Source organism: Pseudomonas sp. SDO5591_S426, from assembly GCF_054070755.1.
Map to the genome: position 1 here is coordinate 1 of NZ_JBSVXD010000142.1, position 15,446 is coordinate 15,446.

Below are 15,446 nucleotides of genomic sequence, written 5' to 3' on the forward strand. Positions count from 1 at the left end.
ATGAACACTGATCCTTGTGGGAGCTGGCTTGCCATCGATGCTTTTGGCGGCCTCGAGGTCCCCATCGCTGGCAAGCCAGCTCCCACAGGGGTCGTGTTTACGTGCCCGAATACCTTTTTATCTGCCCTGATGGATTGCACCAATGGACCTGACCCCACGTGAAAAAGACAAGCTGCTGATCTTCACCGCCGGCCTCGTCGCCGAGCGGCGTTTGGCTCGCGGCGTGAAACTCAATTATCCGGAGGCCATGGCTTATATCTCCGCAGCGCTGCTTGAAGGCGCCCGCGACGGCCGGACCGTGGCCGAGTTGATGCACTTCGGCACCACCCTGCTCAGCCGCGAACAAGTGATGGAAGGCATCCCGGAAATGATCCCGGAGATTCAGGTCGAAGCGACTTTCCCCGACGGCACCAAACTGGTCACCGTCCACCAACCGATCGCCTGAGGCCACGCCATGACTTACCAAATACGCGACGCGGTGCATGCCGACCTGCCGGCGATCCGCGACATCTACAACGACGCAGTGCTCAACACCACCGCGATCTGGAACGAACAGGCCGTGGACCTCGGCAACCGCCAGGCCTGGTTCAGCGCGCGACAGTCCCAGGCTTACCCGATTCTGGTGATCGTCGACGCAGACAACACCGTGCTGGGTTACGCCTCGTTTGGCGACTGGCGACCGTTCGACGGCTTCCGTCACACCGTCGAGCACTCGGTCTACGTGCGCAGCGATCAGCGCGGTAACGGCCTCGGGCCAAAATTGATGGACGTGCTGATCGAGCGCGCCAAGGGCTGTGGCAAACACGTGATGGTCGCCGCCATCGAAAGTGGCAACGCCGCGTCCATCCGTATCCACGAGCGCATCGGTTTCGTGGCCACCGGGCAGATGCCTCAGGTGGGCACCAAGTTCGGTCGCTGGCTGGACCTGACCTTCATGCAACTGACCCTTAATCCTGGCGCGCAACCACCGGCCGCCAACAAGGAGTGATAGCCCATGAACCCCGCCCAACTGCGACGCGTCAACGTTGAAAGCTTTGCGCACTATCGTCAGGGTTTGATCGATTTGTTGCTCGATGCCGTCGGCTATGGCGCCAGCGTCGGCTTCATGGCCGACCTCGATGCCACGCAGGCCCGCGCGTATTTCGATGAGGTTCAGGAGAATCTGAACAAGGGCAACGTGTTGCTGTGGGTGGTGGTCAAGGACGAACAGGTGCAAGCCAGCGTGCAACTGGGGCTGTGCCAGAAAGCCAATGGTTTGAACCGCGCCGAGGTGCAGAAGCTATTGGTGCGCGAGCACGCGCGGCGTCGTGGTTTGGGCCAACAATTGATGACCGCGTTGGAACAGGCCGCGCTGCAATACAAACGCGGCATGCTCTACCTCGACACTGAAGCCGGCTCGCCCGCTGAAGATTTCTACAAGGCGTTGGGTTACACCCGCGCCGGTGAGATTCCCGACTACGCCTGCGATCCGAGCGGCCTCTACAAGCCGACCGCCCTCTATTACAAAGTCCTGCAAGGAGCCCATTGATGATTCCCGGTGAATACCAGATCCGGCCCGGCGACATCGAACTCAACGTCGGCCGCCGCACGATCAGCATGACGGTGGCCAACAGCGGCGACCGGCCGATCCAGGTCGGCTCGCACTATCACTTTTTCGAAACCAACGACGCCCTGACCTTCGACCGCGCCGCCAGTCGCGGCATGCGCCTGAACATTCCCGCCGGCACCGCCGTGCGCTTCGAACCGGGACAGAGCCGCGATATCGAGTTGGTGGACCTGGCCGGGCATCGCCGGGTGTTCGGGTTCGCCGGGCGGATCATGGGCGATCTCGACTGACTGATCGTTCCTACGCTCCGCGTGGGAATGCATCCCGTGACGCTCCGCGTCACATAACGGCGGACGCAGAGCGTCCATGGCGGCATTCCCACGCAGAGCGTGGGAACGATCAATGAAGGAACTGCAATGAAGATTTCCCGTCAAGCCTACGCCGACATGTTCGGCCCCACCGTCGGCGACAAGGTCCGTCTGGCCGACACCGAACTGTGGATCGAAGTGGAAAAAGACTTCACCACCTACGGCGAAGAAGTGAAATTCGGCGGCGGTAAAGTCATCCGAGACGGCCAGGGCCAAAGCCAGTTGCTGGCCGCCGAAGTGGTCGACACGCTGATCACCAATGCGCTGATCATCGACCATTGGGGCATCGTCAAGGCGGACGTCGGTCTCAAGGACGGACGCATCGCGGCGATCGGCAAGGCCGGCAACCCGGACATCCAGCCCAATGTGACCATCGCCATTGGCGCCGGCACCGAAGTAATTGCCGGTGAAGGCATGATCCTCACCGCCGGCGGCATCGACACCCACATCCACTTCATCTGCCCGCAGCAGATCGAAGAGGCCTTGATGAGCGGCGTGACCACCATGATCGGCGGTGGCACCGGCCCGGCCACCGGCACCAACGCCACCACTTGCACCTCCGGGCCGTGGCATCTGGCGCGCATGCTCCAGGCCGCCGACGCATTTCCGATGAACATCGGCCTCACCGGCAAGGGCAACGCCAGCCTGCCGGAGCCGTTGATCGAGCAGGTCAAGGCCGGCGCCATCGGCCTCAAGTTGCACGAAGACTGGGGCACCACCCCGGCGAGCATCGACAACTGTCTGAACGTCGCCGATCAGTACGACGTGCAGGTGGCGATCCACACCGACACCCTCAACGAATCCGGTTTCGTCGAAACCACCCTCGGCGCATTCAAGGGCAGGACTATTCACACCTACCACACCGAAGGTGCCGGTGGCGGTCACGCGCCGGACATCATCAAGGCCTGCGGCTTTGCCAACGTGCTGCCGAGTTCGACCAACCCGACCCGGCCGTTCACCCGCAACACCATCGATGAACACCTCGACATGCTGATGGTCTGCCACCACCTGGACCCGAGCATTGCCGAAGACGTCGCGTTCGCCGAAAGCCGTATCCGCCGCGAGACGATTGCCGCCGAAGACATCCTCCACGACCTTGGCGCATTCTCGATGATCAGCTCCGACAGCCAGGCCATGGGCCGCGTCGGCGAAGTGATCACGCGCACCTGGCAGACCGCCGACAAGATGAAAAAGCAGCGCGGCCCGCTGCCGCTGGACGGTGAAGGCAACGACAACTTCCGCGCCAAACGCTACATCGCCAAATACACCATCAACCCGGCGATCACCCACGGCATCAGCCATGAAGTGGGTTCGGTGGAAGTGGGCAAGTGGGCGGATCTGGTGCTCTGGCGCCCGGCGTTTTTCGGCGTAAAACCGACGCTGATCCTCAAGGGCGGTGCCATCGCGGCCAGCCTGATGGGCGACGCCAACGCTTCGATTCCAACTCCGCAACCGGTGCACTACCGCCCGATGTTCGCCAGTTACGGCGGCTCGCTGCACGCCACCAGCCTGACCTTTATCAGCCAGGCAGCGCACGAAGCAGGCTTGCCTGAAGCGCTGGGGCTGAAGAAGAAAATCGCCGTGGTCAAAGGTTGCCGCGAGGTGCAGAAAACCGACCTGATCCACAACGATTACCTGCCGAACATCGACGTCGACCCGCAGACTTATCAGGTCAAGGCCGATGGAGTTTTGCTCTGGTGTGAACCGGCGGAAACCCTGCCGATGGCCCAGCGTTACTTCCTGTTCTGAATCGGCGGGTGCGCCACAAACAAAGGCCTCGTACACCGCGTGTCGAGGCCTTTGCTTTTTCCGGGATTACTGAGCAGGCTCAATCCGCAGCCGATCCAGTTTGGCCCGAGTCATCGCTTCGCGGGTCAGCGTTCTCAGTTGTTGTGTGATCTGCCGGTCGATGTCATTCAAGGCTTGAACATACGCCTCGTCCGTCATGAGCTGGCCATCCGCGAAATCACTTCCACTTTTGCCCAGCTCACCACACAGCGCCTTGATTTCCGCTTCCACCTGAGCTTTTTCCTCAGCGGTGAATTGCGTCCCTTCGGCCCTGCGCTGCAATGCATCCTGCAAATCGGTGGTGGCGTCGATGCGACGCTTCAGACCATTGAGTTCCTCGCGGTAAGTGGACTCCAGCCAGGTTCTCCAGAGCGGTTGTTCGAAGATGCGGTCAGTCAGCAGATCACCTTCCTCCAGCGCCTTGATCCGCTGGAATGCCGCCTCGATCATTTCCTTGTCGACCCCGGCGATCTTGCGAAACTGCATGCCACGCGCCTGCCATGGCAGATCAAGACGCTTGGCCAGATCGGTCATGTAGGCCAGGTGAACTTCGACCTCATCAATGGTGCCGGCGACATTGCCAAGACCGTCAATGCGACGCAATTGCTCGCCCTTCGCCACGCGCGCCGCCACTCGCTGTCGTGCGATGGCCCCGAGCTCATCGAGCCGCGACTTGCCCAGGGCCAGCTCCAGCAATTGCGCTTCGATCAGGTCTGCGCGTTCCAGGGCGTAAGCCTCATGAATCAGCACCTGCACACCCATGGCGTTGAACAGTTGCGTGCCGCCATCCACACACTGAGTGGTGGATGCCGCTTCGCTGAACAGTTTGACGCGCAACTCACTGTCGTCGGCCATGGCTTCCAGCATGCGCCAGACCTTGGCGGTCAGTTCCGTTTGGTAAGTGTCACCGGCCTTGAAATCAGCGGATTGGGTGAGTTGGCGGATTTCGTTGAAGAACGGCATCGAGTCGAACTCATCCTCGACCGCGTTCCATACAAGTTGCCTGGCCTCCCATTGCTTCTGTGTCATCCCCATCCACCAGTCGGCACTGTCCAGCGTGCCTCGGGGTGGATATCGCCGTTCAGGGTCCATGCCGACCGACTCGATGTAAAACTTGAGGGTGTCGAGATTTTCCGGCGACATCCAGCGCGGCTCCCGACTGATCACCGTGCGCGCCAGCAACTCGGCGCGAAACGAACCCGGTGCGACGTCGGGTATCCGACTGATCGGGTTGCGGCTCAGATCAAGATAGATGCTGCGTGGCCGCGACTGGGAAAAAAGCCCGACCGGCCAGGTGTCCAGCCCGGTATCGTTCAGCAACAGCACCTGCAAATGCGGCATGCGACTGATGTCCGGTACAAGCTTCAGCGGATTGCCGCGCAACCCCAAGGACCGCAGGCGAGTGAGCTTCTTCAAACGATCCACCGCCAGCACATCCAGTTCAATGCGGTTGTCATTGAGGAACAGGTCGGTGAGATGACGCATGTCTTTCAACACCTGCGGAACAGCCGTCAGCAGATTGTTCTGCAGATTGAGGTAGCGCACCTGATGGAACGAGTCGAGGAACGGCAAGTGCGTGGAACGCAATTGGCCACCGCGCATGCTCAGGCTGGTGACGTGGTCAAAGTTGGCCTCCAGCTTGGGCAAGGTTTCCAGCAGCTGGTTCAGCTTGGGAATGTTGTCCAGTTTCAATGCCTGCGGCCGTACGACGCCGGAAGCTTCTATGCCTTCGGGGCCGGTTCGCTGCCAGCATTGCCTGATCATTTTGTAGAGCCGGTTCCGTGCATGCCACTCCGCCACCCCCGCGGGGCTAAAACGAAACGACTGCGTCGGCGAGTTCATCCAGCGTTGCATGGCGTGGTTCAACTGATTGAACTCGGCTTCCAGTGCGGCAAGCCGCTCATGCACCGAGCCTTCGCCCTGACTGAGCTCAGTCAGCAGGTTTTCAACTTCCTCCGGCGAGAATCCCGGATACAACCCACGCACCCGCCGCCGCAGGCCAACCCCGCGCGGCACTTGCTGTGCGTAACCGGGCATGCCGCCACGCAGGCGCATGTTGGCCGGGTCGTACGCCGGTTTGAAATTCGGATTGTCCAGCAGCATCGGCTCAAACACGTAGCGATCCAGCGGGCGTACTTTTATCGCTAGCTCAAGCCGCGATGCCTCGTCGATTTCAAAACCCAGGGCTGTTCGTTGCACATCGGGCAAGGCGTGCAGCACGGCGGCGTACAAATTGTCCGCACCGTGCAGATGTTGATCGCTGTCATCCCGAGCTTCGTACTTGCCGTCCTCGCCCCAGATCAGCACTTTGCGGGTCGTCGCGTCGACGGGGCCGAGACTGTCGGTCAATGGTCCCTCGAATGAGTATTCACGAATTTCCAGACGCAGATCCGCCGGCCAGTTCGGCAGAGCGGCCAGCGAATGCAACTCCAGGCGTGCGGTATCGCGATTGTGCAGTCCATCGAGGTACAGGCCTTCATACGCCCGTGTCATCCGCAGTTGCTCTGCTGCTTTGCGGGTTTGCTCTGCCAGTCGCAACGGCACGCGTTGTTTTTCGTGAAAATGCTGCTCATCCGATGGATGCGCTTCACTCAGCAGCGCTTTCGCCTGACTGGTCGAGATCTCTGCCCCGTCGCCCTTGAGCAGGTTCACCCATGGATCGTCCGACCGTGTCCGGTTCTTGTACAGCAACTCGAACAACTGACTTTTGCGCTGACGCGCCAACGCCGCCCACTGATCACGCAGCGCTTGGGCACGTTTCAGCCCGTCACCGGAATACCATTCTCCGAGCAGTTCGCGCAGTGCCGGTTCGTCAAGAAAACTCACTACCCGTTGGGGCAATTGACCCCTTCGCAGTTCAGATCTGGTTATCTGCAAAGTATTGGTTGTTGACGCATCGGCGTAGCCATCCTTGATCGATGCACCGGTCAGGTCCGGTCCCTCGAACACTTCAATGGCCTTGTCACCGGGCCAGCCGCGCAATTCCGTCATGAGCCGCAGCGAGTAATCAGCCCACTCATCATCAATCCGATTGGCCAGAATCTGTTGCGCACAGGCTTCGGCATCGGCATGGGCCTTGAAGCGTGTGAGGGTGTCGGCCAGCAGCGCGGGCGGGGTTTCGTGCTCGACATGCAGTCGGCGCAAGACGTTTTCGTGCACGCCGCTGACGGTCAGAATCTGCTCCAGGGTTTCATTGGAGAATCCATCCGCCGAAGCGCCCAGGCGTCTGAGCACGGCACGTCGATCCCATTCGAGTGGTTGGTCGAGTTCGGTCTTCCAGCTGCCAGCGCCGTTGTGCTCCACGCGCGGCTGGTAAGCGTCAGTGCGGGTCGGGTGTTGCAGGCGATGCTCGCCAGTGTTCGGGTCTTGCCTGACCTCATAGCTTTTGTCATTGAGCCGCAGCAGGTCCTGATCCTGATGTCGGAACAGGCCCTGATCGCCGGCCTTCGCGTCTTCAGGCAAAGCGACCGGTTGTTCATAGGGGCCGAGATCCGGGTTCCACAATCGCGTCTTGCCGCCGATTTCCACGGGCTTGAGCCCCTCGACGAACGGCGCGACCTTGATCGCCGCGACACTGGCGCCGGGCACCACATGTGCGGTGCCCATGAGCGCCAATTGCGCGAAGTTGATCAGGACTCCATTGAAATAGCTCGAGGCTTGTTCTTTGTCGCCCTTGCTCCAGTCCTCTACGCCCTCCGCGACCTCGGCAAGCATTTGCGCGACCATGATGCCGAGCATGGCTTCACCCAGACCCGGCACCAGCATCGCGGCAAAATTGAACACGTTCCAACCGATGGACAGATAACCGGTCAAGCGTTTGAAGCGGGCGGTCGCGTCCTCATCATCGGTCGGTACGGCGATGAGCCTGGCATCGGCGATGGCCTTGTTGCGACGCTCGCGAAACAGCGTTATCCACAAATCACCATCAACACGATTGGTGACGGGCTCGGCGTCAGGATTCTCCACTGCCGTTTCACGCCACCACGGGCCCATGTCGAGCGGTTCACGCTCATGCCAGGTGAACGTTGTGAGGCGTTCATTGACCCGAGAGGAAAACAGCGCTTTGTCCTTCTGCGCGACAAAACGGCTGAAAAAGGCCTGATATTCCGTGCTTCTCAACTGACCAATCAATTCCTTCATGAAGGCGGTCAGCGACGGATATTCCTTCAAGGGATGGTCCGGATCGTCCGGCACGTAGGCAATCAGCGGTCCGGACAAACGACTTTGCTGGTAGATGTCTTCCCGGCGCAAAAGCTCATCACTAAGCCCCTGCGGCCCATTGGCGAAAAAAGCCTGCAACAGTTTGAATCGATCGTAATCCTGCCCGGGCAGTAATGGGATACGCCGGGACCAATCGATCCAGAAGCTCAGCAGCGCCGGTGTCAGCCCTTGGATTTCAAGCTTGACTTGCGAGGGTTCGGCCACCGCACTGAACAGCACAATGCCGGTCAGCCTGCAGCCCATCAGTGACAAGCGATGGCAGTACAACGGCTGGTCGTACAGCGTGGTGATAGCCTGGCCCTCGCGCAATTGACCCAGTTTGCCGTAGGCATGATCGCTGATGTCGCCCTTCAACCGGGCGATCAGGGTGGCGACATGAAAAGCGGCCTTTTCACTGGCGATCGAGTCTTGTTGCAAGGTCCGCTGCGCCTGCGCGGTCGCGGGCAGCAGGACATTCTTGATGTGCTGCTGATACTGGGCGCCGATGTCCAGACTTCGGCATAACGAGGCGAACTCCGGCAGCTTGATACTTGGTTCAAGAGCAAGACTGCCGCGCCCATCTTTGCGGTAAACACCCGAACTGTTTCGCCTAGCGTCGTCGGCAGTTTCGGCCTCTTCGAAATTGTGCAGCGCCGCTTCGAGCAACGTGGAGTGCCTGACGCGACTGGCTCCGGTATCAATGCCGAAGATGATCGTGCTCGGCACCTCAAGTTGCACAGTGAGCTCATGGATGTTCTCGACCGAACCGAATGTCGACTGCATTGACGCACTGAGCAGCGGTTCGGCGAAAGCCTCGATGTCGTGCTGCAAGTCGCCCAGCGTCGTGTCCAGCACGCCTTGCAGGCGCCAGCGTTCGTCAATCAGTTCCTTGAGGAATTGACGGTCGATGTCCCGTGCACCGCTGTACCAATCGGGCACCTGAGGCTTGAGTGCCGCAAGGGCCGTCAACCTCGGCAACGACGCATTCTTTATGGCGCCCGGAATCACACCGAGCACGCGAAGGTAGTGCACGCCGTTATTTTCGGTGCTCAGGGTTTCGGGCTTTTTCCGTGAATTGCTTCCATGCAAATCAGACACGTTTGAATCACCTTGATGACAAGAAATGAGCCACCAGCTTATTCACCCTCGCCTGAAACAAAAGTCCAAATAACTGTTGGAGCAACCCGCTGAAACGGTGCGGACAGTTCGAAAATCAGCGAGTCGCCGATACATAAGTACCGCCACAGAGGCCTCGGTTCGTGCCTGTGCATGAGCGGTCGTGTTTTTCCCGCCAAAGGGACTACTATTCGATTCGCAGCCCCCGTTTCATGCACAGGTAACCGCCATGCGTCTTTCCGAGTTCATCGTCAAAAACGTTGACCGCATCGTCGATGAGTGGGAGCTGTTCGCCAAAACCATCACCCCTGCCGCCGACACCATGGATGGCCCGGCGCTGCGCGACCATGCGCGCTCGATCCTGCTGGCCGCAGCGCGGGATATGAACAAACCCCAAAGTCCCGGTGAACAAGCGGCCAAGGCCCGTGGCGAAGGCCCGGAGAAAACCCCGAGCCTGGATGAAGCCGGCGCCAGCCATGGCGAACTGCGCCACACCGTGGGTTTCGATCTGGTGCAGATGACCAGCGAATTCCGCCATTTACGGGCGTGCGTGATTCGCCTGTGGGTCAACAGCCTCGAATCCCCCGACATGGCCTACTTCCAGGACATGATCCGTTTCAATGAGGCCATTGACGAAGCACTGGCCGAGTCCACCGCGGCCTACGCCGAGCGGGTCAATCGCTCGCGGGACATTTTCCTGGCGATTCTCGGCCACGACCTGCGCACCCCACTGCAAGCAGTGAACATGTCCACCGAAATGCTGTTGCGCAAAGCCAACCTCGAAGGCGATGCGTTGAAGTGCGCAACCCACATAAAACGCGGCACCGGTCACATGTCTATGATGGTCAACGACCTGCTGGAGCTGGTGCGCAGCCGTCTGGACAAGAGCCTGCCGATCGAACCGACCCCCATGGACCTGGCCCAGGCAACACAGGACGCCATCGCCCGGGCCTGCGCCGCTCAGCCCGAATGCGATCCGACCCTGGACATCGTGGGGGACACCCAGGGTGTGTGGGATCCGCGGCGACTGGACCAGATGCTGCAAAACCTGATCGGCAACGCGCTGCAGCATGGCTCGGACAAACGTGAAGTAACCTTGACGCTCAAGGGCGATGCCACCAGCGTTCAGTTGACCGTGCACAACGACGGCATACCGATCCCTGCCGACGCAATTCCAACGATTTTCGATCCGTTGGTGCGCAGCGCCAGTGAAGAGCTCGGCGAACCCACCACCAGCCTTGGGCTGGGGTTGTTTATCGTCAAGGAAGTGGTGGATGCGCATCAGGGGACGATTGAGGTCAGCTCGAATGAGGCTGACGGCACGCTGTTTACCGTGGTGTTGCCGAGGAAGGTGTAAGGTCTATCGCCAGCACAGGCGCCGTAGAAACCCCTCACTCACTATCAGTTCTGATAGTTCCCAACCCTTGGCCGTCCGAGTAAAACTGGAAGTACGAATTCAGCCATGAAGGCAGGCTCCACCATGACCGACGCCGCAAATAGTGATCGCCGCTCGCGCCAGTCACATACCGTCCTGTTGGCCACCGACAGCAAGAATTCGGCGCTTTCCGAAGTCCTGGGTGGAAAGCCCAATCCAATCGCGTATTCAGTCTATGGCGAACAGTCCGCACCGCAGGAAATCGCCACGCGGCTGGGCTTCAACGGTCAGCTACGGGAGGTGAGACTCGGCTGGTATCTGCTGGGCAATGGCTACAGGGCTTACAACCCGGTGTTGATGCGCTTTCATAGTCCGGACAGTTGGAGCCCGTTTGGGGAGGGTGGGTTGAATGCGTATATGTATTGCGGGGGGGAGCCGGTGATGGGTACAGACCCGACGGGGCACTTCAATCCAGCGAAGTGGTGGAGAAATATTAGGAGTTTCCTCACCGAGGCTCGCAATCGACCTGCTCTAACCTACGAGATACTTGAGACACGGCAATCGTCTGAGACACTGACAGAAACTATCTCAACGCCACTAGCAATACCTCCCCCGAAACTGGCCCCGCGCGTAAACAGAGATTTAAAGCCGGCCCCGATCGTACATAGAAACTTAAAGCCGCCCCCGCCCGTGCAAAGAGCTTTAAAACCTGGTAACCGCGTAACAGGGAAGGAATCGGCTACACGCCCTTTTCTGCCCCTTCCATACAAACTTGAAAATGCAGTTTCGGTCGGTCGCAACGGTGTGGAACAAGTAGACCTAAATGCAGCCAGCAATATTCTGAGAGGCTCGTCTTAACCGGCGCGCCGGTGAGCATCCAAACAACTACTCCACCACCAACCGCCCCAACCGCTGCTTCAACATCCGGTTCTCAGCCCGCAGTTGCTGCACTTCTTCAAGCAGATCCAGCGCCAGGGCGACGCCTTCCCATTCCAGCTCCAGATCGCGCCGCAGCTTGGCGGCGCGCTTGGCCAGGGTCAGTTCGTAATCGGTGAAACGCCAATCCTTGGGCACGGCACCCTGAGGTTCGAGGATGCCGTGCTCGACGATTTCGATCACGTAGACGTCCGACAAATCGGTCGCCTCACAGAATTCTGCCAGGTCCAGTTGAACGATCAGGGGGTTGCTCATGACGGGCTACTCCGTGTCTTGGATCAGAAATTTTCTCTCGGGTCGAACGCTGCTTTCTTCGCCAGCTCCTGCCACAAGGCCTTGATGTCATCGTCCGATTTTTTCGGCATGACCGCCTTCAGTTGCACGAACAGGTAACCGCGTTCACCCGCCTTGTTCAGCAGGCCGTGGCCCTTGGCGCGCATGCGCTGGCCGTTCTGGCTGCCGGCCGGAACCTTGAGGTTGATCTTGCCGGTCAGGGTCGGCACCGCGACTTCAGCCCCCAACGCCAGCTCCCACGGTGCCAGCGGCAGGGTGATGATCAGGTTTTCGCCTTCGACGTCGAATTTCGGGTGCGGGGCAAAACGGATCGTCAGGTACAGATCGCCGTTGGCGCCACCACCGATACCCGGTGCGCCTTGACCCTTGAGGCGGATACGCTCGCCGTCGGTCACGCCGGCCGGGATTTTCACGTTCAGGCTTTTCGGGGTATTGCTGACGTGCTGGCCAGCGGCGTTGTATTGCGGCACCTGGAAGGTGACCTTCTTCGATTCGTTCGAGAGGGTTTCTTCGAGAAAGATCCCAAGTTCCATTTCCACGTCTTGCCCTCGACGCCCGCTGCTGCGACGCGACTCTGCACCACCAAATCCGGGGCCACGGTTACCGAAGATCGAACTGAAGAAGTCCGAAAAATCGCCGGTATCCTGGCCACCGCCACCAAAACCGCCACGGCTCTGCCAGCCCGGTGGTCCCTGGAACGGCTGGCCATGCTGGCCATAACGGCGCAAGTCGTCGTATTCGGCGCGCTTGTCGGCGCTTTTCAGCGCTTCATAGGCTTCAGAGGCGTCCTTGAACTTGGCCTCGGCGTCCTTTTCCTTGCTGACGTCCGGGTGGTATTTGCGCGCCAGCTTGCGATAGGCGGCCTTGATCGCCTTGTCGTCTGCCGTCGGCTCTACACCGAGAATCTTGTAATAGTCTTTGAAGTCCATCGCGGGAATCACCATCCGTTATCGAGGTCGCGCCACCTGCCACAGCATGCGCCTGTTTGCAGCGCAGGGCTTGACCGATCTCATGGTTGTGACCGGGCAGCGCATCAGAAGTTTATCGGCAGCAGGCGGGGCGACTTGCGGTCACAGCGCGGCTGTCCGGTTGATGCAGGGTAGTTTGGGGGTGATGGCACGTCTTTCAAGGCGCAGTGGCAAGATTTAGCGGATAGTCGGCCTTCGATTCTGTGCCGCACTGGCATACACTGCGCGGCCGTTTTTTAACCGGAACTTGAAAGACATGAACAACGCCTCTCCAGCCCGTGCCGTTGGTATCGATTTTGGCACGTCCAACTCCACCGTCGGCTGGCTGCGCCCCGGTGTGGAAACGCTGATTGCGCTGGAGGACGACAAGATCACCCTGCCCTCGGTGGTCTTCTTCAACCTCGAAGAACGCCGCCCGGTGTACGGCCGCCTGGCGCTGCACGAGTACCTGGAAGGCTACGAAGGTCGCCTGATGCGCTCGCTCAAGAGCCTGCTGGGTTCCAAGCTGATCAAGCACGACACCAGCGTCCTCGGCACGGCGATGCCGTTCAAAGACCTGCTCGGGCTGTTCATCGGCCAGCTCAAAAGCCGCGCAGAAGTCGCCGCCGGTCGGGAATTCGAAGAAGTGGTGCTGGGTCGTCCGGTGTTTTTTGTCGACGATGATCCGATGGCCGACAAAGAAGCCGAAGACACTCTGGTGGATGTGGCGCGCAAGATCGGCTTCAAGGAAGTCTCGTTCCAGTTCGAACCGATTGCTGCGGCATTCGACTACGAGTCGACCATCGAGAAAGAAGAACTGGTGCTGATCGTCGACATCGGCGGTGGTACGTCCGACTTCTCGCTGGTGCGCCTGTCGCCGGAGCGCCGCAACCACGACAACCGCCACGAAGACATCCTGGCCACCGGTGGCGTGCACATCGGCGGGACCGACTTCGACAAGCAACTGAGCCTGCAAGGCCTGATGCCGCTGTTCGGCTACGGCAGCCGCATGAAGAGCGGCGCCTACATGCCCACCAGCCACCACATGAACCTAGCGACCTGGCACACCATCAACTCGGTGTACTCGCAGAAGTCGCAACTGGCCTTGGGCAGCATGCGTTACGACATTGAAGACACCGGCGGCATCGATCGCCTGTTCAAGCTGATCGAACAGCGCGCCGGGCACTGGCTGGCGATGGAAGTCGAAGAAACCAAGATCCAGCTGACCCACGCCGAACATCGCCACGTGCCGCTGGATCGCATCGAAGCCGGTTTGAGCGTGGAACTGAGCCGCGCGCTATTCGAATCGGCCATCGACAACCTGCTGGAACGCGTGCGCAACAGCGTGACCCAGTTGCTGGCAGATGCCGACGTGCGGGTTGATCAGGTCGATACGGTGTTCTTCACCGGTGGTTCGAGCGGCATTCCGGCGCTGCGCAACAGCGTTTCGGCGATGTTGCCGAATGCGCGGCATGTGGAGGGGAATATCTTCGGCAGTATTGGTAGCGGTTTGGCGATTGAGGCGTCGAAGCGTTACGGTTCGATGGGCTGATCCGGAACCGAGTCGCCTCCATCGCTGGCAAGCCAGCTCCCACAGGTACAGCGCCGTTTTCGCGGCATACGCCATACCTGTGGGAGCGGGCTTGCCCGCGATGACGTCAGATCAGGCAATACATCTCCCCGATCAAACCATCCCCACCTGCTTCAACTCGCTCTTCAGGTACGCGTAATAAATCGGCCCCGCCACCACCCCCGGCAGGCCGAACGCGGCCTCGAACACCAGCATCGCCAACAGCAACTCCCATGACTTGGCACTGATCTGCCCGCCGACGATGCGCGCGTTGAGAAAGTATTCGAGCTTGTGGATAACGATCAGGTAACCCAGCGCCGCCAGGGCCACCCAGATCGACAGCGACAGGCCGACGATGGTGATCAGGGTGTTCGACATCAGGTTGCCGATCACCGGCAACAGGCCGAGCAGGAAAGTCAGCACGATCAGGGTTTTGGTGAGCGGCAACTTGATGCCGAACATCGGCAGCACCACCGCCAGGAAGATCCCGGTGAAGAAGGTGTTGAGCAGGGAAATCTTGATCTGTGCGAACACGATATTGCGAAAGGCCTGGACCAGCAGATGCAGGCGATCAAACAGCGCCGCAGCCAATGGCTTGCGTTTGGTCAGGTCCGGAATCCGCTGCAAGGCGATGATCGCACCGAGCACCATGCCGATCAGCAACGTCACGAACATGTGCGCCGCGTCCTTGCCAACCAGTTGCAAGTCGCTGAGGTGCTTGCTGATCCATTCGCCAATCGCTACGCGAAACTCGGCGGCGCTGGCCGGCAGATAGGCATCGATGAACGGCGGCAGTTGCCCGCGCGCGCGGTCGACCACGCCCATGAACTTGTCGAGGGACGCGCCGGGGTTTTCCGCTTCGTGCAGCAGGAAGCTGATGGCGCCGGCAAAGATCAGCGTCAACACGCTGACAATCAATGTCCCCAGCAACGCCACCGCAAGCCAGCGCGCACGCCGGCCTTCAATCAACCGCTGCAATTGCGGAGTGAGCATGTTGACCAGTTCGAACACCAGCAACCCGGCCAGCAGACTCGGCAGCAACCGCAGCGGTATCACCAGCAGCAGCCCACCAAAGATGATGACCCAGCTGATGACCAGCAAAACTTGACGCTGAGAAAACGTTGGCATACAGCCTCAAAACGAACGGCGTAAAAGGATTGGCAGTCTGCCAGCGATCCGGTGTCAGCACTAGGGATTGTGTGGGGCGACCTTGGTCGGGGGTTGCCGGTTTTTTGCAGCGTCCTTACCGACCCCATCGCGAGCAGGCTCGCTCCTACAGTGGAACTGAGTACACAGGACAAATGTA

General features: G+C 59.9%; 12 protein-coding genes. 8 read left to right on the forward strand and 4 right to left on the reverse strand.

The genetic code is table 11. The annotated features are described in order from the left end of the window. The first annotated feature begins 142 nt into the window (after positions 1 to 142). From ureA to ureC, 5 genes are all read left to right on the forward strand, one after another. Positions 143 to 445 carry an urease subunit gamma gene (gene ureA, locus ACW9JC_RS22395; protein WP_033055605.1) on the forward strand — a complete coding sequence of 101 codons (303 nt, stop codon included), beginning with the start codon at positions 143 to 145 and terminating at the stop codon, positions 443 to 445. A 9-nt stretch (positions 446 to 454) separates the two neighbouring features. After that, positions 455 to 988: an N-acetyltransferase family protein gene (locus ACW9JC_RS22400; RefSeq protein ID WP_457457649.1), complete on the forward strand. Its 534-nt coding sequence runs from the start codon at positions 455 to 457 to the stop codon at positions 986 to 988. A gap of 6 nt (positions 989 to 994) precedes the next feature. Continuing rightward, positions 995 to 1,528, forward strand: a complete 534-nt coding sequence (locus tag ACW9JC_RS22405; protein WP_416129403.1) for a GNAT family N-acetyltransferase — start codon at positions 995 to 997, stop codon at positions 1,526 to 1,528. Beyond that, positions 1,528 to 1,836 (forward strand): urease subunit beta, encoded by a 309-nt coding sequence (locus tag ACW9JC_RS22410; RefSeq protein WP_457457651.1) that lies wholly within the window; start codon positions 1,528 to 1,530, stop codon positions 1,834 to 1,836. Before ACW9JC_RS22405 ends, ACW9JC_RS22410 begins: the two co-directional genes overlap by 1 nt. A gap of 126 nt (positions 1,837 to 1,962) precedes the next feature. After that, on the forward strand, positions 1,963 to 3,663 hold the full coding sequence (ureC, locus tag ACW9JC_RS22415; protein WP_457457653.1) for an urease subunit alpha: 1,701 nt from the start codon (positions 1,963 to 1,965) through the stop codon (positions 3,661 to 3,663). A gap of 66 nt (positions 3,664 to 3,729) precedes the next feature. Here ureC and ACW9JC_RS22420 read toward each other — a convergent pair whose 3' ends face one another. Further along, a complete protein-coding gene (locus ACW9JC_RS22420; protein WP_457457655.1) occupies positions 3,730 to 9,000 on the reverse strand; it encodes a dermonecrotic toxin domain-containing protein in 5,271 nt (1,756 codons plus the stop codon). A 247-nt stretch (positions 9,001 to 9,247) separates the two neighbouring features. On the opposite strand from ACW9JC_RS22420, the gene ACW9JC_RS22425 reads away from it, so the two are divergent. Together ACW9JC_RS22425 and ACW9JC_RS22430 are read left to right on the forward strand one after the other, a co-directional pair. Then, positions 9,248 to 10,375, forward strand: coding sequence for a sensor histidine kinase (locus ACW9JC_RS22425; protein ID WP_457457657.1), 1,128 nt, complete (start codon positions 9,248 to 9,250; stop codon positions 10,373 to 10,375). 123 nt (positions 10,376 to 10,498) lie between these two features. Continuing rightward, positions 10,499 to 11,251 (forward strand): RHS repeat-associated core domain-containing protein, encoded by a 753-nt coding sequence (locus tag ACW9JC_RS22430; protein ID WP_457457659.1) that lies wholly within the window; start codon positions 10,499 to 10,501, stop codon positions 11,249 to 11,251. Between the two features lie 27 nt (positions 11,252 to 11,278). Here the strand turns inward: ACW9JC_RS22430 and ACW9JC_RS22435 are convergent, their stop codons facing one another. Next, a complete protein-coding gene (locus ACW9JC_RS22435) occupies positions 11,279 to 11,584 on the reverse strand; it encodes a chaperone modulator CbpM (RefSeq protein ID WP_457457661.1) in 306 nt (101 codons plus the stop codon). Positions 11,585 to 11,607: 23 nt separating this feature from the next. Next, on the reverse strand, positions 11,608 to 12,552 hold the full coding sequence (locus ACW9JC_RS22440) for a DnaJ C-terminal domain-containing protein (protein WP_416129397.1): 945 nt from the start codon (positions 12,550 to 12,552) through the stop codon (positions 11,608 to 11,610). 295 nt (positions 12,553 to 12,847) lie between these two features. Here ACW9JC_RS22440 and ACW9JC_RS22445 point away from each other — a divergent pair, with 295 nt between their 5' ends. Beyond that, the gene (locus ACW9JC_RS22445; RefSeq protein WP_457457663.1) at positions 12,848 to 14,122 is read left to right on the forward strand and encodes an Hsp70 family protein; all 1,275 of its coding nucleotides are present in this window, start codon (positions 12,848 to 12,850) and stop codon (positions 14,120 to 14,122) included. Positions 14,123 to 14,254: 132 nt separating this feature from the next. Here the strand turns inward: ACW9JC_RS22445 and ACW9JC_RS22450 are convergent, their stop codons facing one another. Next, positions 14,255 to 15,268: an AI-2E family transporter gene (locus ACW9JC_RS22450; protein WP_416129395.1), complete on the reverse strand. Its 1,014-nt coding sequence runs from the start codon at positions 15,266 to 15,268 to the stop codon at positions 14,255 to 14,257. Between the last annotated feature and the right edge of the window lie 178 nt (positions 15,269 to 15,446).